Origin of the sequence: Halorubrum sp. AD140 (assembly GCF_034497445.1) — an archaeon.
Lineage (GTDB): Archaea > Halobacteriota > Halobacteria > Halobacteriales > Haloferacaceae > Halorubrum.
Window position 1 is genome coordinate 31949 of sequence record NZ_JAXRUU010000018.1, and the last position, 18828, is coordinate 50776.

An 18828-nucleotide genomic window follows, 5' to 3' on the forward strand; every position below is an offset into this window, starting at 1 on the left:
ATATCCGATTCCGCTACGCATCGGCGGCGCTGCGGAGCCGATCGACGACGGACCGGGGGAGGACCCGTTCGGCGACTTCGACGTCCGCCGGAGTGACGACGCCGAGCGACCGCCCGGCGAGCGCGTAGGTGCCGACGACGGCGACCGGGAGCACCGAGGCCACCACCAGGCCGTTCGACACGAACGTGACGAGCAGCGCCCCGACCGCGAGCGCCGGAAGCCACGCGAGGACGACGAGGCCGAGTTCGTGCGTGAACGGGTGGATCCGTTGGTAGTGGTACACCTCGAGGAGCGCGGCGGTCCCGGAGAGCGTCAGCGCGAGCATCGTCCCGACCCCCGCGCCGAGAATGCCGTACCGCGGCACCAGAAGGACGCTGAAGACGACGTTGGCGACCAGGAGGATCGTGGAGTTGAGAAACACCATGCGGGAGTAGCCGAGCCCCTGGAGGAGCGTCCCGCCGGGACCACCCGCGGTCACGCTCACCAGGTAGCCGACGACCAGAGTGAGAACGACACCGCTCGCGGCCGTATACTGCGGTGTGAACACGAGCGAGAGGTACGCGTCGGCGCCGAGGACGAGGACGGCGGCCATCGGCAACGAGAGCGCGAGCACCCACCGCGTCGCGGTCCGATACCGCTTGGCGACCTCCTCGCGGTCCTGGCGCCGCTCGGCGATGAGCGGCTTGAACACGGGCGCGAGCGACGAGAAGAAGACCAAGAGGTTCGCCGCGAGCATGTACCCGATCCGGTAGATACCCACGTCGTCCGAGGACATGAAGTAGCCGACGACGAAGTAGTCGACCTGTCCCATCACGACGAAAATGACGCCCGCGAGCGCAAGCGGCAGTCCGTACCAGAGGATCTCGCGGACGGGCGTGAACACCGTCTGGCCGCCTTTCAGCGTGTCTCGTTGGGCCAGCAAGACGATCCCGAACAGGATCCCGACGACGAGGCCGATGACGTAGCCGCCGACGATACCGACGAGGCCGAAGCCGACGAGGAGCAGCCCGACCGTCGCGACCAGTCGCACCGTCGGCCTGGTGATGTCGCGGACGTACACCCGGTATTTGAGCCGCTTGATACCGCTGTAGGACGCCATCAATCCGTTGAAAACCGCAAGCAGCGGGAGCGCGACGGCGAGCATTCGAAGCCCCGTCGCGACGCCCGGTTCGTCGAACGCGGCCGCGAGCGCGTCCGCGGCGAGGAACACGCCGATCCCTGTCACCGTCGACGTCAGAAGCAGGAGGGCGAACACCTGTATCGTCACACCGCGGGCTCGACCGGGCTCGTCGCGGTCGAGGTACTGCGGAACGAAGTAGTCTATCGCGCGGTGTAACCCCGCGCTGGCGAACACCTGTGTGAGGTGAAGCACCGACGTCGACAGCACGAACAGCCCGTAGACGCCGGGGCTCACGAGCCGAGTGATCACGGCGACGACGAGGAAGCCGAACCCCTTTTTGATCAGCTCGCCTGCGAAGGTGATGCCGCCCTGCTCGGCCATCGTCTGGTCGCCGACGTTCGAGGTCGGCACCGACGTGTCCGTCGTGTCCTCGCGGACCTCGGTCGAGGGGCTCGAGGCCGTCGGTGACTCCGCCCCGTCGTCCGCGGTCGCGTCCGACGCCGCCCCAGGCGTCACGACCCGCACCCTGGGCCCGCGGATCGGTCACTGGGCGGCGTTCGTGGCTCGGCGGCGGTGCGGTCCGTGCGAGGAGCGGTGCGATCCATGTTAGGGATTTTCGACGACTTCGGCCTCGTGGTCGGCGACGAGCGCAGCCCGCTCGCCGACGTCGGGGAAGTCGACGGAGAACTCCCAGCGGTCGCCGTCGTCGACGTCCGACACCTGTTCGATCGTGGTGTCCAACACCTCGCCCTCGGCGTCGAGAAAGCGGACCCGGACCTCGAGGTACGTGATCTCCTCGTCGCTGGTCCGTTCGATGACGCCTTCGACCGTGACCGACTCGTCCTCGGTCCCCTCGTGTTCGCGAACGAGTTCGCTGCTGACGACCTCCGCTGGCGGCTCGAGGATCTCCTCATCCGAGTCGTCGCCACACCCGGCGGTGGCGAGCGTCGAGGCGGCCGCGAGCCCGGCGAGGAGGCGACGCCGTCGCATCTGACTCGTCTCTCAGCGGCGCTGGGTGATAAAATGATAGTGACCATCGCGGGTTCGGACGCGATCGGCGAGCGCACGCAACAGTCACGAACGTTCACTCGCCCCCGACTCAACCGTGTGCCTTTTTGCGCCCTTCCGCCAAAGCCGGCGGTATGCGCAACGCCAAGATCGTCTGTACGATCGGTCCCGCGTCGGACGACCGGGACGCGATCCGCGCCCTCGCCGACGCGGGAATGTCCGTCGTCCGGCTGAACGCCAGCCACGGGACGACGGCCCACCGCGAAAAGGTCATCGAGCGGGCCCGCGCGGTCGACGACGCTATCGACGACCCGCTCGCGGTGATGGTCGACCTGAAGGGACCGGAGGTCCGTACCGCCGAGCTCGACGAGCCGATCTCGCTCGCGACGGGCTCCGAGGTGGCGTTCGCGGCGGGCGACGACGCGACCCCCGAGCGCGTGGGGCTCACCCACTCCATCGCGGCCTCCGGCCCGGGCGACACCATCCTCCTCGACGACGGGCGGATCGAGTGCCGCGTCGAGCGGGTCGACGGCGAGTCCGTCGTCGCCACCGTCGTCTCCGGCGGGAAGCTCAGCTCCCGGAAGGGCGTCAACCTCCCGGGCGTCGCCATCGACGTCGACCTGATCACGCCCGCAGACGAGGCGGAGCTCGAGTTGGCCGCCCGAACGAACGCCGACTTCGTCGCGGCCTCCTTCGTGCGCGACGCCGACGACGTCTACCGGATCGCCGACGAGCTCGAGGAGCGCGACGGCGGCGACATCCCCGTCATCGCGAAGATCGAGCGGGCCGGCGCGGTCGAGAACCTCGAGGGCATCGTCGACGCGGCCGACGGCGTGATGGTCGCGCGCGGCGACCTCGGCGTGGAGTGTCCGCTGGAGGACGTGCCCGTCATCCAGAAGCGGATCATCCGGACGTGCGTCAACGCGGGCGTCCCCGTCATCACGGCGACGGAGATGCTCGACTCGATGGTCCACTCGCGCCGCCCCACCCGGGCGGAGGCCTCCGACGTCGCCAACGCGGTCCTCGACGGCACCGACGCGGTGATGCTCTCGGGCGAGACCGCCATCGGCGACGACCCCGTCAACGTCGTGGAGACGATGGACCGGATCGTCCGCCAGGTCGAGTCCAGCGACGAGTACGCGGAGACGCGCGAGCAGCGCGTCCCGACCGCCGCGGAGGGCTCGCGCACCGAGGCGCTGGCCCGCTCCGCGCGGTACCTCGCCCGCGACATCGGCGCCTCGACCGTCGTCGCGGTGTCGGAGTCCGGCTTCACGGCCCGCAAGACCGCCATGTTCCGACCGGGCGTTCCCGTGGTCGCGACGACCCCGAACGACCGGATCCGGCGGCAGCTCGCGCTCTCGTGGGGGGTTCGCCCCGTCCTGACGGAGTACGCCCACGACATGGAGTCGATCCTCGACAACGCGGTCGACGCGGCGCTCGACACCGGCGGCGCCTCCTCCGGCGACACGCTCGTCGTGCTCTCCGGCATGCTGACGGAGTTCGAGGGGACGAACACGACGAACACGTTGAAGGTCCACGTCGCCGCCGAGACGCTCGTGACGGGGAAGGCGGTCGTCGCGGGCCGCGTCGCCGCGCCCGTCCACCGGACCGACGACGGCGACCTGAGCGAGGTCCCCGCGGGGTCGATCGTCGCGCTCGGCCGCGGCTTCGAGGGCGAGTTCTCCGGCGACCTCGACGCGCTCGCCGGGATCGTCGACGCCCGCGAGGGGATGACCGGCTACCCCGCGGTCGTCGCCCGCGAGCTCGGCGTTCCCATGGTCTCCGGCGCGACGCTCCCCGAGAGCGTCGTCGACGGCGCCGTCGTCACGCTCGACGGTGAGCGCGGCGTCGTCTACGACGGCGACGTAATCGCGGCGGCGCGCAAGCGGTAGACGAACTCGCGTTCACCGACCGCGGCTCCCGGGACCGCTGTTCTCTCACCCGCCAGCCATTTACCGTCCACCCGCCTACCCCCGGGTATGCGAAGCGAGGACGACGGCGACACGCGGAGTCGGGCGAACGAGACCCGGTCCGACGCCGCCGACGAGGGGCGCCAGTGGCGGTTCGCCGTCGAGGACGTCGGACCGGACGGTATTACGGAGGACAGCGGCACGCCCGAGGACGAGCCGATCGAACCGGGGACGATCGACGTCGAGAACGCAGCCTTCGTCGCGCTCGGCGTCGCGCTCACGGTCGGCGTCCTGCTGTTCGGGTTCTGAGCGCGCCGAGCGCGCCGTCCGCCTCGCCGGCCGGGCGCCGGACCGTCCCGTCGGTCGCCCACTACTTATATCGACGCAGCCGTACGTCCGCACATGGACCTGTTCTTCGGGACGGGGGCGCTCCTCCAGTCCGGGCTGCTCAGTCCGGACACGCTCCCGCTCCTGTTACTGACGGCCGGCCTGCTGCTCTCGATGGCGGAGGCGCTCGCGCCGGGCGCGAACTTCATCGTCGTGGGCATCGCGCTGATCGGCGCGGGGCTCGGCGGGCTCCTGTTGACCTCGCTCGGTATCGTCGGCGCGGGCCTCACGCTGGTCATGGCGCTGTTGACGCTCGTCTTCGGCGCGGCCGCCTTCTACGGCTACCACGAGTTCGACCTGTACGGCGGAAAGGGGCAGCGACAGACGAGCGACAGCGACTCGCTGAAGGGCAAGACCGGAACCGTCACCGAGCCGGTGACGCCCTCGGGCGGCGAGGTGAAGCTCTCCGGCGGCGGTTTCAACCCCTACTACGCCGCCCGCTCTCTCGAGGGCGAGATCGAGGAGGGCGAGGAGGTGATGGTCGTCGATCCCGGCGGCGGCAACGTCGTCACCGTGGAGTCGATGGGGTACGTCGAGGACGACATCGACAGGGAGCTCGCCGCGGACCGCGCCCGGAAGAGCGCCGCCGAGGACGCGCGCGCAGAGAGCCCCGCCGACGGCGCGGCGACCGAGACCGAGGGGGACGCGGCGACCGAGACCGAACGGGAGTGACCCGCACGGCGGCGGACGCCGCGCTCCGAGGGACAAAACACTTGTAGAATCTGGCGAATCTCTCGACCATGCCCTCCCCGCTCGCCCTCCTCCAGCGGTTTGCTCGCGGACTCCTCGACCGCTCCCGCGCCGGCTTCGAGAGCGACCGGCTGACCTCGGGTCTCGTCGCGCTCGGCCTCGTCGCCCTCGTCACCGTCGCGACGACCGCCGGGATCGTCGGACTCGGGATCGCCTTCGACGCGACGATCGACCGAGAGGTCACCGTCGACAACCCGGACCGTCCGCCGGCGTCGACCTGCGACTCGTTCGGCGACGACGAGGACTCGCTCACGCCAGTCATCGAGGAGCGCTGCGACGAGCCCGAGCGCGTCGAGGTCGACGTCGGCGAGGAGCTGCGGAGCGCGACCGGCGGCTACGCCGGGTACGGACTGATCGGCGTCCCGATCTGGTGGGCGATCTTCGCGCTCGCGCTCCACGCCGGCGCGCGCCTCACCGGCGGGAGCGGCTCCGTGGGCGACTCGTTCGTGATCGCGGCGTGGTCGCTCGTTCCGGAACTGCTCCGGCTGGTCGCCGGGCTCGCCGCGATCTGGTACGCGCTCGCGACGACGACGGTCGAGGGGACCACGGTCGAGGCGATCGCGGACGAGGTCGTCGCGGCGATGTCGACGGTGGAGGGACCGCTTCTGGCGGCGTCACTCGTCGTGATCGCGGTCCAGTGGGTGATCGTCGTCGGCGGGCTGGAGGCGACCCACGACCTCGACCGCGGAACCGCGGGGGCCGTCGCCGGCGTGCTCGCGGCCCTCGGCTTCCTGCTCGCGGCGGCGTGAGGACGGGCTGGCGGCGACGGCCGCTCGCGTCGGCGACCCGCGTCGGGACCGACGAGGCGACTCACGTCGCATTCGGGAGCTTTTAAGCCGGCCGGACCCCGTCTCCCGACATGATCCTGTCGGACGCGGACATCCTCGACCGGCTCGCCGAAGGGGACCTCGTGGTCGAGCCGCTCGACGACGTCGACCAGCAGGTCCAGCCCGCGAGCGTCGACCTGCGGCTCGGCGAGCGCTTCCTGGAGTTCCAGCGCACGAACATCCCCTGTATCCACCCGACCCAGGCCGACGAGGTCGGCGAGTACGTCACGGAGACGACCGTCGCGGAGGGCGACGAGTTCATCCTCCACCCCGGCGACTTCGTGCTCGGGACGACGACGGAGCGCGTCGAGATCCCGGACGACCTCGTCGCGCACGTCGAGGGGCGCTCGTCGCTGGGGCGGCTCGCTATCGTCGTCCACGCCACCGCCGGCCTGTGCGACCCCGGGTACAAGGGACAGATAACGCTCGAACTGTCGAACCTCGGCACCGCCCCAGTCGCGCTCTCGCCCGGGATGCGCGTCTCCCAGCTCACGTTCACGGAGCTCAAATCGCCCGCTGACCGCCCATACGGCGCGGAGCGCGGCTCGAAGTACCAGGACCAGGACGGCCCGCAGGCGTCCCGGATCGGCGACGACCCGGAGTTCGACGGCGACGACGGTGAGGCGGGGACGTCGCCGGCCGGGGGTGACCGCGACGGGGGGGACCGCAGGTGAAGTTCATCGAGGAGGTCGTCGTCGACGAGTTCCTCCCGACGGTCCGCTCCATGCTCGCCGAGGACCTCCGCGACCGCGGCTTCACGCAGCGGGAAGTCGCCGACGCCCTCGGCATCTCGCAGTCGGCCGTCTCGAAGTACGCCCACGGCGACGTGGCGCGCCACGAGCGGATCGTCGCCGACGAGCGCGTCCGCGACCTGGTCGACCGGGTCGGCGAGGGGCTCGCCGCCGGCGACCTGAGCCCCGTCGCCGCGCTCGTCGAGATCGAGGTGCTGATCCGGCGGTTAGAGGAGGGCGACCTCCTCGCCGAGCTCCACGAGGAGGCGATGCCTGCGCTCGCCGACGCCGACGTGGAGTTCTCGGTCCACGACCCCGACAGCGGGCTCCGCGAGCGCGAGCGCGTCCTCGGCTCGGTGCGGCGCGGCCTCCGCACCCTGACGAACGCCTCCGGCTTCGCCGCGCTCATCCCGAACGTCGGCGCCAACGTGGCCGAGTGCCTCGACGACGCCCGGACGATCGACGACGTCGCCGCGGTCCCCGGCCGCCTCGTCGACGTGAAGGGGCGGGCGATGGTCCCCGGCGAGCCCGAGTTCGGCGTGAGCGAGCACGTCGCGACGGTCCTGCTCGCGGCCCGCGAGGCCGGCGCGACCGCCCGCGGCGCCGTTAACGTTCGGTACGACCCCGACACGGTCGAGGCGCTCGCCGAGTCGCACTCGACCGTCGAGTTCGACGCCGAGCGACCGACGCGCGAGGCGGTCGCCGCCGCGGTCGCGGCCGCCGACCTCCCGCCGGGTGAGGAGGCGGGGGCGCTCGTCCTCTACCAGACGGGCGCGGTCGGCGTCGAGCCGATCGTCTACGTGCTCGCGCCGACCGCCGCCGACGCGGCGCGGGCGGTTCGGGACCTGTTGTGAGCGCGCCTCCGACGGTTCCGAACCAGCGGGCTTTAGGCCCGTATCCACGACGAGACTAACACACACCACATGAGCCACGACGACTTCCCCACCGACCGTCCCGCGGTGGTGACCTGTGGACTGCCGTACGCCAACGGCGACCTCCACATCGGCCACCTGCGCACGTACGTCGGCGGCGACGTGTACAGCCGCGCGCTCGAACGACTCGGCCAGGAGACCGCGTTCGTCTCCGGCTCGGACATGCACGGGACGCCCGTCGCGGTCAACGCCGAGCAGGAGGGCGTCTCCCCCGAGGCGTTCGCGCTCGACTGGCACGAGCGGTACGCCGCGACGTTCCCGAAGTTCAACGTCGCGTTCGACAACTACGGCCACACCCACGACGAGACGAACACCGCGGTCACCCAGGCGCTCGTCCGCGACCTGGAGGACGCGGGCCACGTCTACGAGAAGGAGATCATGGTCGCGTACGACCCGGTCGACGATCAGTACCTCCCGGACCGGTACGTCGAGGGGACCTGCCCGTACTGCGGCGCGCACGCCCGCGGCGACGAGTGCGACGAGGGGTGTCAGCGCCACCTCGAACCCGGCGAGGTCGAGGACCCCGAGTCGACGATCACCGGGAACCCCGCCGAGTACCGCGAGCGCACTCACAAGTTCTTCGCGGTCTCGGAGTTCTCGGAGTACCTCTCCGGCTTCCTCGACCGGCTGGAGGGCACCTCGAACGCCCGGAACCAGCCCCGCGAGTGGATCGAGCAGGGGCTCCAGGACTGGTGTATCACCCGCGACATGGACTGGGGGATCGACTACCCCGGAGAGAACCCGCAGGACCTCGTCCTCTACGTCTGGGTCGACGCCCCGATCGAGTACATCTCCTCGACGAAGCAGTACTCCGAGCGCGTCGGCGCCGATGAGTTCGACTGGGAGGCCGCGTGGACGGAGGGAGCGAGCGAGGACTACCCCGAGGGCGGCGAGATCGTCCACGTGATCGGCCGCGACATCATCCAGCACCACACGATCTTCTGGCCCGCGATGCTGGAGGCGACCGGTCACGCCGAGCCGCGCGCGGTGATGGCGAGCGGTTTCGTCACCCTCGGCGGCAAGGGGTTCTCGACGAGCCGCGACCGCGCGGTCTGGGCCGACGAGTACTTAGAGGAGGGGTTCCACCCCGACCCGCTGCGCTACTACCTCGCGACCAACGGCGGCTTCCAGCAGGACGTCGACTTCTCGTGGGAGAAGTTCGCCGACCGCGTCAACACCGAGCTGGTGGGGACGGTCGGCAACTTCCTCTACCGCTCGCTCCTCTTCGCCCACCGCAACTACGACGAGGCGCCCGTCGCGGACGCGACGAGCGACGAGGTCGAGGAGCGCATCGACGAGGCGATCGCCGACGTCGAGGCCGCGGTCAACGACTACTCCGTCCGCGCGCTCGGCGACGCGGTCACCGGGCTCGCCCGCTTCGGCAACGAGTACATCCAGCGCAACGAGCCCTGGAAGCTCGTCGACGACGAGCCGGACGAGGCCGCCCAAGTCATCCACGACTGCGTCGCGATCGCGAAGGCGATCGCGGTCCTCTTCGAGCCGATCGCCCCGGAGAAGTGCGAGCGGCTGTGGGACCAGCTCGGCGAGGACGGCTCGGTCCACGAGGTCACCGTCGAGGCGGCCCGCGAGGGGCCCGCGGGCGACCTCGCGGAGCCGACCGAGCTGTTCGAGCAGATCGAAGACGAGCGCGTCGAGGCGCTCAACGAGAAGCTGGAGTCGCGGGTCGCCGAGGCGGAAGCCGGCGGCGAGGACGACGGCGCCGGAGCAGACGCCGTCGACGAGGAAGAATCGACCGACGACGCCACCACCGACGAATCCGACATGACCGACATCGAACCCATCAGCGACGACCGCATCAGCTTCGACGAGTTCCAGGAACTGGACATCCGGATCGGCCGGATCGAGGAGGCCGAGGGGATCGAGGGCGCCGACGACCTCCTGCGGCTCCGCGTCGACCTCGGCGCCGAGACCCGGACGATCGTCGCGGGGCTCAAGCGGCTCCACGACGTCGACGACCTGCCCGGGACGAAGGTCGTCGTGCTCGCCAACATGGAGAAGGCGGAGCTGTTCGGCGTCGAGTCGAACGGCATGGTGCTCGCCGCCGGCGAGGAGGCCGACCTCCTCACGACCTACGAGGACGCCGGTCCGGGCACGAAGGTGAAGTGAGGGACGGGCGGGGCGTCGATCCCGTCGCGCCCGATTTCAGGCGTCCAGCACTTCGATCAGGTTGCCGTCGGGGTCGACGACGAACAGGATCGTGGTCCCGCTCTCGGTCGTTCGCGGTTCGCTGAGGGTTTTCACGTCATCGTCCAGCTCGCGGTAGAACTCCCCTACGTCGCCGACGGAGAGCCCCAGGTGGATCGCGCCCGGTCGGTTCAGCACCGGATCGGGAGCCGCCTCCCCCTCGGGGTCGTACGCGACGAGTTCGATTATCGTCCGGGTATCTTCCCCGTCAGCGACGAGGTGCGCGAACTCGGCGGCCGCGCCCTCGACGGCGACGGCGTCCGCGAACGCCTCGCCGCCCACGGCGAACTCGGCGGCGACGTCGAGGTCGAACGTCTCCGTGTAGAAGTCGACGGCGCGGTCGAGGTCGGAGACGGTGACGCCGACGTGGTGTGGGGTCGGATCGGACACGGGTCGAGCGTCGGCGACCGGCGAGAAAACGGTGTCGACCGCGGGCGGGGTGAGTCGGCGTCTCCGGCCCTCGGCCGTTCAGACGAACGCCGCGATTCCCATCGCGTCCGCGAGCGGCACGCCGGCGACGACGGAGCCGATCAGGTAGCCGCCGATGGCGCCGCCGTTCAGGAGGGGGAGCCCGGCGTGCGGTCGGCCCCTGATCACCCAGCTCATCAGCACGACGAGCCCGGCGAGACTCCCGACCATCGCGAGCAGCGCGGGGAGGTTGATCCCGACGAGCGGGACCGCGAGCCCCGCCGCCGGCGAGAACGTCGCCGCGCTCGCGACCAGCACCGCCGGGATCACGGCGTCGCCGAGCCCGATGAAGAACGCGTCGCGATCCTCGATCGGGGTGGGCTCTGCGACGTCGGCGCGCTCGGGGTCGTCCGCGTCGGCCTCGTCGGGGTCGTCCTCGTCGGCGTCGGCGCCGACGGCCGCGGAGTCATCGTCGCCGTCGGGGTCCGACGCTCCCCCCTCGTCGCTACCCAGGAGCGAGTACGACAGCGACAGCGGGATCACGAGCACGACGGGGATGTTCAGGTCCATCACGCCCTCGGCGAGCGACAGCATGTGCTCGGTGCCGTACACCGAGACGGCGTCGTAGACGGCGAGGATCGAGAGGAGAAGCAGCGCGGGGAGCAGCCCGAACGAGATGCCGAACAGGCCGGCCGCGCCGGCGCCCATCAACACTCCGGCCGCGTCGATCACGTACCACTCGGGGTGGACGAGCAGGGCGACGCCGACCGCGGCCGCCGGCACGGCAGCCGCGAGCGGCGACACCAGCGCGGAGAACACGTACCACGAGAGCCACGCGGAGACGCCGACGATCAGGAGCCGGACCGCGCCGTCGAAGTCGTACTTGAACGCGGCGAGCATCACGCCGGTCATGACGAGGATCGCGACGACGTACACGACGCTGTTCGTCGGGTTCTCGGGGTTTTCGACCGCCTGATAGCCGCTCTCGGAAAACTCGGGAACGAGCGCCAACGCGCCCAGCTGGACGACGAGGAACAGGCCGACGACGAAGGCGACGCCGCGGTACTCGCGGGGGAACATTCGACCGACGGTTCGGGATCCGGGGGTTTCGTCCTTGCGCTTCGAAACGGTTCCGTCGTCGGAGGGATCCGATGCCGCGAACGCCTGTACCATGCGGGTCGCCGCGCGCCGCAGAACGGGATCGGGTACGGTGTGGGAGCGGATCGGACCCGAACCCGAGAGCCGGCGGACGACGGACGGTGGAAGCGAGTCTCCGGTCGGTCCGCCCGAAGCGGGGTTGGGCCGGCCGGTTCGTCCGCGGCGTCTGCCGTCACCCGAACGAGAGACAAGAATCTATCGTCCGAATTATCGGAACCGATACTTGTCGGCGGTCGCCGCTCGACGAACCCCCCGAACGCGCGGCGAACACGAACGTCGGCGGGGAATGTGACGGACGGCGAAAGGGAAGGGTCGAGCGGTGGACGAGAGGCGAAGGGGAGCGTAGCGGACGGGAGGCGGGCGGGCGGCGGCCAGACAGCGGACCCCCGGGCTGTCGTCGGCGTCGCCGCCCGAGTGGTCGGGACGGGCGCGTTGTTGTCGCCGAACTCCAACGAGAAAAGCGTCGGACTTCGGCAAGCGCTCCTAGTGGCTTCTCCGGTATAAACCAGACGGTCCGCGCTCGGACGACCGGGGTCGAGACCGACGCTCGCGACGCTGCGGTCAGCGCCGGTCCCGCAGCGCGGGGAACTCCTCGCGCACCGCCGCCACCCGTTCCGGGTCGACCTCGGCGGTCACCGTGGTCGGCTCCTCGTCCGCGGACGCGAGCGTGGTGCCCCACGGGTCGTAGACGGTCGTCCGCCCGCAGAGCGCGTCCCCGTCGAACGCGCCGCTTCCGTTGACGGTCGCGACGTACGCGAGGTTCTCGATCGCCCGCGCCCGACCGAGCGTCCGCCAGTGCTCCACGCGCGGGTACGGCCAGGCGCTCGGCACCAGCACGCACCCGACGCCGGCCGCGACCATCTCGCGGAACTGCTCCGGGAACCGGAGGTCGTAACACGTCGTGACGCCGATCCGCACGCCCTCCAGGTCGATCACCGGGACCTCCTCGCCGGGGACCATCCGGTCGGTCTCCTCGGAGCCGTAGCCGAACAGGTGGTGTTTCCGGTAGACGAGCCGTCGCTCTCCCTTGCGGTCGAACAGGACGGCCGCGTTCGCGAGCCCGTCGTCCGCCGGGACGTCGAGCCCGTCGGCGGCGGATGCCGCGAGGTCCTCGACGACGGTCCCCGCGAGGAGGTTGACGTCGGCGTCAGACGCGACCGCGGCGAGCCGCGACAGCCGCTCGCCGGCGAGGCTCTCGGCCGCGCGAGCGTACGCCTCGAACGCGAAGTACCCCACGTCGAACAGCTCCGGGAGGACCACCAGGTCCGCCCCGTCGTCGGCGGCCGCCCGGACCCGCTCGACCGCACTCTCGACGTTCCGCTCGACGGCGCCGCCCTCGACGCCGAGCTGGACGCAGGCGACTCTCATGCCGCCGAGCGCAGCGAGTCCCGGAGCGCCGCCTCGAGGTTGTCGAGCTCCGCGTCGAAGTTACGTTCGAAGAACGACTCGATCCCCGGCAGCCGCCCGTCGACGACGAACTCGTTCGCCAGCCGGCACCCCCCGTCGGTCTCCGTGATCGTGTGTTCGCCGGTCACGCGGAACGCCTTCGACTTCCCGACGAACTTCACCCGGTTCGGCGGGTCGCGCTCGACCTCCTCCGTCTCGACTGCGATCGTCGAGCGGATCATCGGGATAGGGAGCGCGACGTGCCAGGTCGCGCGTCCGTCGCCGTGGATGTCGTAGGTGTCGACCACGCTGATCGCTCCGGCGCGCTTTTCGGCGTCCGAGATGAACGCCCACACGTCCGCTGCGGGCGCGTCGAACTCGAACGTCCGGGAGACTCGGACGGTCATACCCCTCAGTAGGCACCACGGGGGTTAAAAATACGGGAGTCGGACGGCGGTCGCACGTGTTCGGGGAAGAGCGGTGGAGCTCGGAGGGCGTAGCGGTCACGGAGGGCGGTCTCGACTCCGGGCGCCCTCAGCCCTGCGGCGTCACGCGCCACGTCGTCGAGCGGGCCCGGCCCCACTTTTCGATGTCGACGTCGTCGGACTTCTCCGCGAGCCGGGGGAGCCGCGAGCCGACCTGCTTGGCCGTGAGGCCGATGGCGTCGGCGATCGTCTTGGAGCGGACGTAGCGCTCGCCGCGGGTGACGCTGTCCGTGAGGTACGCGAGGATCCGCTGTTCTTCCTCGGTGTACTCGCTCATTACGCGAGCGTAGGCGTCAGACGTTCTTAACGGTTTCTCGTCGATCGATCGTCAGTCGAACACGTGGACGGCGACGATCGCACAGAGGGCGAAGACGAACGCCGCCGCGAATCCCCCCGCGCGACCGATCTGCGACGGGTAGCCGAACAGCAGCGCCGTGCCAACGAGCGCGACGGCCCCGAACGCGAGCGCCACGCCGATCTCCATGTCTGACTCGATAGATCCCTCACTCATACCCGACGCTTCGCGGGCGCCTACTTAGTTCATACGAAGGGCGCGATACGGGGACGGTCCGACAGGTGCGATACGGGGACGGCGTCTTCGCCCGCGGCGACGCGACCGCGCTCAGATGATCTCGACGTGCTCCGACTCCTCGTTGAGCGCGAGATTCGCGGCGATCTCCGCGTTTCGCATCGCGTACTCGGCGGTGTGCTGGAGGCTGACGAGGACCTCGCGGGTCATCAGCAGCGTGTCGTTGTCCAGGTCGCTCGGGAGCTCCCCGAGGATCTCCTGCTCGCGGTCCTCCAGTCGGGCGAACAGCTCGCGGCACTCGACGGTGAGGTCGTAGTCGCGCTCGACGACGGCCCTGACCGCGAGCGCCGTCAGATCGTCCACCTGGTCGGTGAACTCGCGGATCTGCCGCATCGTCGCGCTGTCGACGTCGAGCGTGTGGCCGTCCGCCTCCATCACGATGTCGGCGATGTCCTCCGCGTTGTCCGCGGTGAGTTCGAGGTTCTTCGCCACGGAGCGGTAGCCGATGAGCGGGAACCCCTCCTCTAACCCCACGGCGCGCGCGAGGTTCGGGTTCTGGTACGCCGTGAAGATGAGCCGCAGGAGGAGCACGAAGATCTTGTTCGCCTGCCGCTCGCGGTTGAGCGCGCGCTGCGCGAGGTCCGGGTTACCGTGCGCGAGCGCCTTCACGGCCTCGCCGCGCATCGTCGACCCCGTGTTCTCCAGCCGCTCGAGCAGGTTGTCGAGCGTGAAGTCCTCCGGGTCGACCGAACAGCGGATGGAGATGTCCTCGGGCGTCTCCTCGATGACGCCGAGCCCCATCAGCTGCGTCTCGGCCTTGTAGACGGCGTTGATGTGCTCGCTGTCGAGGGTGCCCTCGCTCCGGACGTGGATCACGCGCCGCCCGAGCACGTACTGCGCGACGATGGCTCGCTCCAGCGACCGCGCGTCGAGCCCGTCGGCGTTGATCACCGCCTCTGCCTCCTCCGTGCTCACCGACTCGGGGAGGACCGTGAGGGTACCCTTCCCGCCCATCCGCAGCGACACCTCGTCGCCCTTGTTGACGCCGTGTGCCTTCGCCCACTCGGCGGGGAGGGTCATCGCCAGCGTCGACGGACCCAGCCGTTGGACCTTCCGCGTTTCCATGCGGTACCGTATCGCGGGATACACCTTAACCTTGTTCCTATGTTCATTATACGCTTGATCAAATATACAAGGGCTTGATGTACGAGTCGACCGCGCTCGTTCGGCTCGTCGCCCGTCGGTCCGCGCGCTTGTCGTCGTTCGACGTCGTCGATGAGACGGAGGGCGGCGTGAGGGCGGCAGAGCCGTCCGCGGGGACACTGGCGGTCACGGGGCTGCGGTGACGGTCGAACCCCCTGTCACTCCGGGGCGAACGAGCGGAGGATCGACGAGAGCGCGCTGGCGAGCTCCTCGAACCGATCCATCTCCATCGAGTCGGTCGTCACCCACACCCCGTGTTCCCCGGCGATCACGCGCGTGAGGTACCCGTTCTCGAACACCCGGACGGTGAACTGGTAGTCGCCGAGCTGCGTGTTGGCGTACAGCGACTGCGCGTGGAACCCGTGCCGCTCGCTCTCCGCGAAGCCGACGAGGTCGGCGGTTCGGCTCAGGTCGCTGCGGAGGTACAGCTGCTCGACGTCCTCCTCGGTGAAGTAGGTGAGGCTACGGAGCTCGTCGCCGGTCGCCGTCCGTGCCGCGCTGAGCAGCTCGTCGACCCTGGAGTCCGGTGGGTGTGGCATGCTATCACGATCGATCGTCTCATACATGAGCGTATGGGTGTCCGCAGGATCCTTCGGCGCGGTCGCGTCCCGATCGCGTCCCGGTCGCGACCGTCGACCGCGACGGAAGGACAGCGTTTACGAACCCGCCCGTCTTCGACCCGTCAATGAGCGACTACGACGACGTCTGCGTCCTGTTGCCCGCGATGGACGAGGTCGAGACGGTCGCGCGCGTCGTCGACGCGTTCCGCGAGGTCGGCCTCGACGACGTCCTCGTGATCGACGGGGGGTCGACCGACGGGACGCGGGCGGCCGCCCGCGACGCCGACGCGCGCGTCGTCGAGCAGTCCGGCCGCGGGAAGGGACAGGCCGTCCGCGAGGCGGTGCGCGACCACATCGACGCCCCGTACGTGGTGATGGCCGACGCCGACGCGACGTACGACGCGGCCGACGTCGACGCGATGCTGGAGCCGCTGTTCGCCGGCGAGGCCGAACACGTCATCGGGAACCGGTTCGCGGACATGCGTCCCGGGGCGATGACCCGACTGAACCGGGTCGGAAACCGCGTCATCAACCTCGCGTTCCGCGCGATCCACGGCGAGGGCTACCGGGACATCCTCTCGGGGTACCGCGCGTTCACCCGCGAGTCGTTCTACCGACTCCACCTCACCGCCGACGGGTTCGGGGTCGAGACCGAGATGGCCGTCGAGTGCGTGAAGAACCAGGTGCCGGTCGCCGTCGTCCCCGTCACCTACCGGGAGCGCCCGGGCGGCTCCGCGACCAACCTCCACCCGCTCCGAGACGGGGGCGTGATCTTCCTCGAGCTGTACCGCAAGGCGAAGACGAACAACCCCCTGTTCTACTTCGGCAGTCTCGGTGCGGTGTCGACGTCGGCGGGCGCGTTCATGACTGCGTACGTCCTCTATCGGTGGTTCGCGTTTCGGGTGAGCCACGAGGTGATCGCCATCGGCGCCGTCGGCGCGACGATCCTCGGCATCCAACTGCTGATATTCGGCGTGCTGGCGGACATGATCCTCTCGCTGCACCGCGAGCAGGTGGCACGCTTGGAGCGGGCGGTCGACGTCGAGGGGTCCGGGACGGGTCGCGCTGGCGGCGGCGAGGGTTCCGGCGGAGCGGTCGACGAGCGCGACGGCGACTGAGGTCGGCCTCACAAGGGAGTGGTTACTTATATCGATCGGGGCAGATGATGGCCCATGGACGAGAAGCGGTTCGTCATCGCCCTCTTCGGTCTCATCGTCGCGAGTATCGTCGGATTCATCGCCTATCGGTTCGTCGCCCCGCTCACCGTCGCCGTCTTCTTGTACTACTCGACGCGTCGGCTCTTTCACCGGCTCGAACGCTTCCGTCTCCCCGCGCGGGTCCGGGCGATCGTCGCGCTGTCGCTGATCGGGATCCCCCTCGTCGGCCTCCTGGGCTACACCCTGCTGCTGGTGCTGATCGAGGCGCGCCGATTCATCGACCAGTACCCGGTCGCGGAGACGGTCGGCGCCGAGAACTCGTGGGTCGGCGACCTCGCGGAGCTCTCGAACCCCACCTTCGACGGCGTCGTCGCGGCGTACCGCTCCGGGCAGCTCGACCCGCTGATCGACTTCGTCTCGGATCAGGCGGCCCTCCTGGCGAGCACGCTCTCCGGGCTCGTGCTCAACCTCCTGATCGTCGTCGTCGTCACGTACTACCTGCTGCTCGACGGCTCCAAGTTCCACGAGTGGCTGCTCACCTTCGACGACGACGCGGTCGTCCGCGAGTACCTCGAAACCGCTGACGCGGAGCTGGAGGCCGTGCTGTACGGGAACCTGCTCAACGTCATCGCCATCTCCATCATCGCCGTCGTGGTCTACACCGGCTACAACGTGGTCGCGCCGGCCGCTGTCGAGGTCCCGTACCCGGCGCTGGCGGGTGCCCTGACCGGCGTCGCGAGCCTGATTCCCGTGATCGGAATGAAGATCGTGTACGTCCCGCTGGCGGCGGTGACGTCGGTGCCGACGGTCCTCGACGGCGACCTCGCGCTGCTCGCGTACGTCGTCGGCTTCCTCGTCTTAGCGTCCGTCATCGTCGACACGATCCCCGACATCGTGCTCCGCCCGTACTTCAGCGGCAAGACGACGCACGTCGGTCTGCTCATGCTCGCGTACATCTTCGGCCCCGTGGTCTTCGGGTTCCACGGGCTGTTCCTCGCGCCCATCGTGTTGGTGTTGGCGCTCACGTTCGCCAGCACGGCCCTCATTCAGTTGCTCGGCGGCGACCCCGACGATCTCGGCGTCGAGTCGGACCACGGGGCGGTCCCTCGGGGACAGCGCAGACTCGACGAGTTCTGACCGCCGGGGTCGCGGGCGGGTGGACCGCGTCCGCGCCGCCGAGCCGAAAAGATAAACCCCCGGTCGACGACCGAGGTGACGTATGCGCCTTCACGTCATCGGGCTCGGCGGCGCCGGGGGTCGGGTCGCCGACAGGATCGTCACCGACCGCGGCGGCGACCGGTTTCTCCAGGGGGTCAACGCGTTCGACACCGACGCCGCGGCCCTCGACGCGCTCCGCTCGCTCGACGAGTCGCGCCGCTATCGGTTCGGGGACGCCGCCAACGGGAGCGGGCTCGACGGCGACCTCCACGCCGGCCGGCGACTCGGGGACGCCCACGCCAGCGAGCTCGGTCGCGCCATGGACGGCGAGAACCCGTCGCGCGCGGAGGCGTTCCTGCTCGTCGTCGGGCTCGGCGGCGGGGCCGGGGCGGGGGTCGCGCCGGCGCTCGCCGAGGAGCTGTCGCGGCTCTACGACGCTCCGACGTACGCCGTCGGCCTGCTCCCGACGCCCGCGGAGTCGGAGCCCACCGAGGTCGACCCGGCTCGCGCGAGCGCGGCCGCCGCGGACGAGCGCGAACCCGCGCGTCCGCTCGCCGAGAAGAACGCTGCGCGGACGCTCGACGCCCTCTCTGACCGCTGTGCGGCCGTCTTCCCGTTCGACAACGACGAGTGGCTCCGTCCCGGCGAGACGCTCGCCGACGCCCGGGACCGGCTGAACGGGGTCGTCGCCGAGCGGATCGCGGCGCTGTTCGGGGCCGGCGAGTCGGACGACGCGGCGTCGACTCCCCAGCAGGTGCTCGACGCCAGCGACGTCGCCCGCGCCGTCGGAGACGACGGGGAGATCGCCGCGATCGGCCACGCGAGCCAGGCCGTGGAGCCGCCGGAGTCCGGGTCGCGGTTCGGGCTCGGGCTGTTCGGCGGCGACGAGCCCGCCGAGGTCGACACCTCCGCCG

General features: G+C 70.2%; 21 protein-coding genes. 11 read left to right on the top strand and 10 right to left on the bottom strand.

Annotated features, from left to right (window positions below; all coding sequences use genetic code 11):
* Positions 1-13: 13 nt before the first annotated feature.
* Positions 14-1636 (bottom strand): flippase, encoded by a 1623-nt coding sequence (locus U4E84_RS06730; protein WP_322531322.1) that lies wholly within the window; start codon positions 1634-1636, stop codon positions 14-16.
* A gap of 90 nt (positions 1637-1726) precedes the next feature.
* A complete protein-coding gene (locus U4E84_RS06735) occupies positions 1727-2110 on the bottom strand; it encodes an FxLYD domain-containing protein (RefSeq protein WP_322531323.1) in 384 nt (127 codons plus the stop codon).
* 152 nt (positions 2111-2262) lie between these two features.
* Here U4E84_RS06735 and pyk point away from each other — a divergent pair, with 152 nt between their 5' ends.
* From pyk to metG, 7 genes are all read left to right on the top strand, one after another.
* Positions 2263-4020 carry a pyruvate kinase gene (gene pyk / locus U4E84_RS06740; RefSeq protein ID WP_322531325.1) on the top strand — a complete coding sequence of 586 codons (1758 nt, stop codon included), beginning with the start codon at positions 2263-2265 and terminating at the stop codon, positions 4018-4020.
* A gap of 87 nt (positions 4021-4107) precedes the next feature.
* Entirely contained in the window at positions 4108-4347 is a 240-nt protein-coding gene (locus U4E84_RS06745; protein ID WP_322531326.1) for a hypothetical protein, read from the top strand.
* 93 nt (positions 4348-4440) lie between these two features.
* Positions 4441-5097 (top strand): NfeD family protein, encoded by a 657-nt coding sequence (locus U4E84_RS06750; RefSeq protein ID WP_322531327.1) that lies wholly within the window; start codon positions 4441-4443, stop codon positions 5095-5097.
* Between the two features lie 68 nt (positions 5098-5165).
* The gene (locus tag U4E84_RS06755) at positions 5166-5924 is read left to right on the top strand and encodes a Yip1 family protein (RefSeq protein ID WP_322531328.1); all 759 of its coding nucleotides are present in this window, start codon (positions 5166-5168) and stop codon (positions 5922-5924) included.
* A 110-nt stretch (positions 5925-6034) separates the two neighbouring features.
* Entirely contained in the window at positions 6035-6676 is a 642-nt protein-coding gene (gene dcd / locus U4E84_RS06760) for a dCTP deaminase (protein ID WP_322531329.1), read from the top strand.
* The gene (locus U4E84_RS06765) at positions 6673-7587 is read left to right on the top strand and encodes a thiamine-phosphate synthase family protein (protein ID WP_322531330.1); all 915 of its coding nucleotides are present in this window, start codon (positions 6673-6675) and stop codon (positions 7585-7587) included. Before dcd ends, U4E84_RS06765 begins: the two co-directional genes overlap by 4 nt.
* A 69-nt stretch (positions 7588-7656) precedes the next feature.
* Complete coding sequence (gene metG, locus U4E84_RS06770) at positions 7657-9792, top strand: methionine--tRNA ligase (protein ID WP_322531331.1); 2136 nt, start codon at positions 7657-7659, stop codon at positions 9790-9792.
* Between the two features lie 36 nt (positions 9793-9828).
* Here metG and U4E84_RS06775 read toward each other — a convergent pair whose 3' ends face one another.
* From U4E84_RS06775 to U4E84_RS06805, 7 genes are all read right to left on the bottom strand, one after another.
* Positions 9829-10260 (bottom strand): VOC family protein, encoded by a 432-nt coding sequence (locus U4E84_RS06775; RefSeq protein WP_322531332.1) that lies wholly within the window; start codon positions 10258-10260, stop codon positions 9829-9831.
* Positions 10261-10338: 78 nt separating this feature from the next.
* A complete protein-coding gene (locus tag U4E84_RS06780; protein ID WP_322531346.1) occupies positions 10339-11358 on the bottom strand; it encodes a presenilin family intramembrane aspartyl protease PSH in 1020 nt (339 codons plus the stop codon).
* Between the two features lie 639 nt (positions 11359-11997).
* Positions 11998-12804, bottom strand: a complete 807-nt coding sequence (locus U4E84_RS06785) for a carbon-nitrogen family hydrolase (RefSeq protein ID WP_322531333.1) — start codon at positions 12802-12804, stop codon at positions 11998-12000.
* Positions 12801-13229, bottom strand: a complete 429-nt coding sequence (locus tag U4E84_RS06790) for an SRPBCC family protein (protein WP_322531334.1) — start codon at positions 13227-13229, stop codon at positions 12801-12803. Before U4E84_RS06790 ends, U4E84_RS06785 begins: the two co-directional genes overlap by 4 nt.
* Positions 13230-13356: 127 nt before the next feature.
* Entirely contained in the window at positions 13357-13584 is a 228-nt protein-coding gene (locus U4E84_RS06795) for a hypothetical protein (protein WP_007998354.1), read from the bottom strand.
* A gap of 51 nt (positions 13585-13635) precedes the next feature.
* Positions 13636-13818, bottom strand: coding sequence for a hypothetical protein (locus tag U4E84_RS06800; protein WP_322531335.1), 183 nt, complete (start codon positions 13816-13818; stop codon positions 13636-13638).
* Between the two features lie 111 nt (positions 13819-13929).
* Complete coding sequence (locus tag U4E84_RS06805; RefSeq protein ID WP_322531336.1) at positions 13930-14961, bottom strand: phosphate uptake regulator PhoU; 1032 nt, start codon at positions 14959-14961, stop codon at positions 13930-13932.
* 77 nt (positions 14962-15038) lie between these two features.
* On the opposite strand from U4E84_RS06805, the gene U4E84_RS06810 reads away from it, so the two are divergent.
* Positions 15039-15182 carry a hypothetical protein gene (locus U4E84_RS06810; RefSeq protein WP_322531337.1) on the top strand — a complete coding sequence of 48 codons (144 nt, stop codon included), beginning with the start codon at positions 15039-15041 and terminating at the stop codon, positions 15180-15182.
* A 15-nt stretch (positions 15183-15197) separates the two neighbouring features.
* Here U4E84_RS06810 and U4E84_RS06815 read toward each other — a convergent pair whose 3' ends face one another.
* Positions 15198-15578: a hypothetical protein gene (locus U4E84_RS06815; RefSeq protein WP_322531338.1), complete on the bottom strand. Its 381-nt coding sequence runs from the start codon at positions 15576-15578 to the stop codon at positions 15198-15200.
* A gap of 146 nt (positions 15579-15724) precedes the next feature.
* Between U4E84_RS06815 and aglJ the strand changes: the two genes are divergently transcribed.
* The 3 genes from aglJ to U4E84_RS06830 form a co-directional block, all read left to right on the top strand.
* Positions 15725-16717 (top strand): S-layer glycoprotein N-glycosyltransferase AglJ, encoded by a 993-nt coding sequence (gene aglJ, locus U4E84_RS06820; protein WP_322531339.1) that lies wholly within the window; start codon positions 15725-15727, stop codon positions 16715-16717.
* 54 nt (positions 16718-16771) lie between these two features.
* On the top strand, positions 16772-17893 hold the full coding sequence (locus U4E84_RS06825) for an AI-2E family transporter (RefSeq protein ID WP_322531340.1): 1122 nt from the start codon (positions 16772-16774) through the stop codon (positions 17891-17893).
* Positions 17894-17975: 82 nt separating this feature from the next.
* Positions 17976-18828: cell division protein FtsZ (locus tag U4E84_RS06830; RefSeq protein WP_322531341.1), on the top strand; the 853-nt coding region annotated here is incomplete at its 3' end.

What these genes read in the sequence shown, in the direction of transcription:
- U4E84_RS06735 (WP_322531323.1), bottom strand. Translation starts at nt 2,110, where the DNA reads ATGCGACGGCGTCGCCTCCTCGCCGGGCTCGCGGCCGCCTCGACGCTC.
- pyk (WP_322531325.1), top strand. Translation starts at nt 2,263, where the DNA reads ATGCGCAACGCCAAGATCGTCTGTACGATCGGTCCCGCGTCGGACGAC.
- U4E84_RS06745 (WP_322531326.1), top strand. Translation starts at nt 4,108, where the DNA reads ATGCGAAGCGAGGACGACGGCGACACGCGGAGTCGGGCGAACGAGACC.
- U4E84_RS06750 (WP_322531327.1), top strand. Translation starts at nt 4,441, where the DNA reads ATGGACCTGTTCTTCGGGACGGGGGCGCTCCTCCAGTCCGGGCTGCTC.
- U4E84_RS06755 (WP_322531328.1), top strand. Translation starts at nt 5,166, where the DNA reads ATGCCCTCCCCGCTCGCCCTCCTCCAGCGGTTTGCTCGCGGACTCCTC.
- dcd (WP_322531329.1), top strand. Translation starts at nt 6,035, where the DNA reads ATGATCCTGTCGGACGCGGACATCCTCGACCGGCTCGCCGAAGGGGAC.
- metG (WP_322531331.1), top strand. Translation starts at nt 7,657, where the DNA reads ATGAGCCACGACGACTTCCCCACCGACCGTCCCGCGGTGGTGACCTGT.
- U4E84_RS06780 (WP_322531346.1), bottom strand. Translation starts at nt 11,358, where the DNA reads ATGTTCCCCCGCGAGTACCGCGGCGTCGCCTTCGTCGTCGGCCTGTTC.
- U4E84_RS06785 (WP_322531333.1), bottom strand. Translation starts at nt 12,804, where the DNA reads ATGAGAGTCGCCTGCGTCCAGCTCGGCGTCGAGGGCGGCGCCGTCGAG.
- U4E84_RS06790 (WP_322531334.1), bottom strand. Translation starts at nt 13,229, where the DNA reads ATGACCGTCCGAGTCTCCCGGACGTTCGAGTTCGACGCGCCCGCAGCG.
- U4E84_RS06795 (WP_007998354.1), bottom strand. Translation starts at nt 13,584, where the DNA reads ATGAGCGAGTACACCGAGGAAGAACAGCGGATCCTCGCGTACCTCACG.
- U4E84_RS06800 (WP_322531335.1), bottom strand. Translation starts at nt 13,818, where the DNA reads ATGAGTGAGGGATCTATCGAGTCAGACATGGAGATCGGCGTGGCGCTC.
- U4E84_RS06805 (WP_322531336.1), bottom strand. Translation starts at nt 14,961, where the DNA reads ATGGAAACGCGGAAGGTCCAACGGCTGGGTCCGTCGACGCTGGCGATG.
- U4E84_RS06810 (WP_322531337.1), top strand. Translation starts at nt 15,039, where the DNA reads ATGTACGAGTCGACCGCGCTCGTTCGGCTCGTCGCCCGTCGGTCCGCG.
- U4E84_RS06815 (WP_322531338.1), bottom strand. Translation starts at nt 15,578, where the DNA reads ATGCCACACCCACCGGACTCCAGGGTCGACGAGCTGCTCAGCGCGGCA.
- aglJ (WP_322531339.1), top strand. Translation starts at nt 15,725, where the DNA reads ATGAGCGACTACGACGACGTCTGCGTCCTGTTGCCCGCGATGGACGAG.
- U4E84_RS06825 (WP_322531340.1), top strand. Translation starts at nt 16,772, where the DNA reads ATGGACGAGAAGCGGTTCGTCATCGCCCTCTTCGGTCTCATCGTCGCG.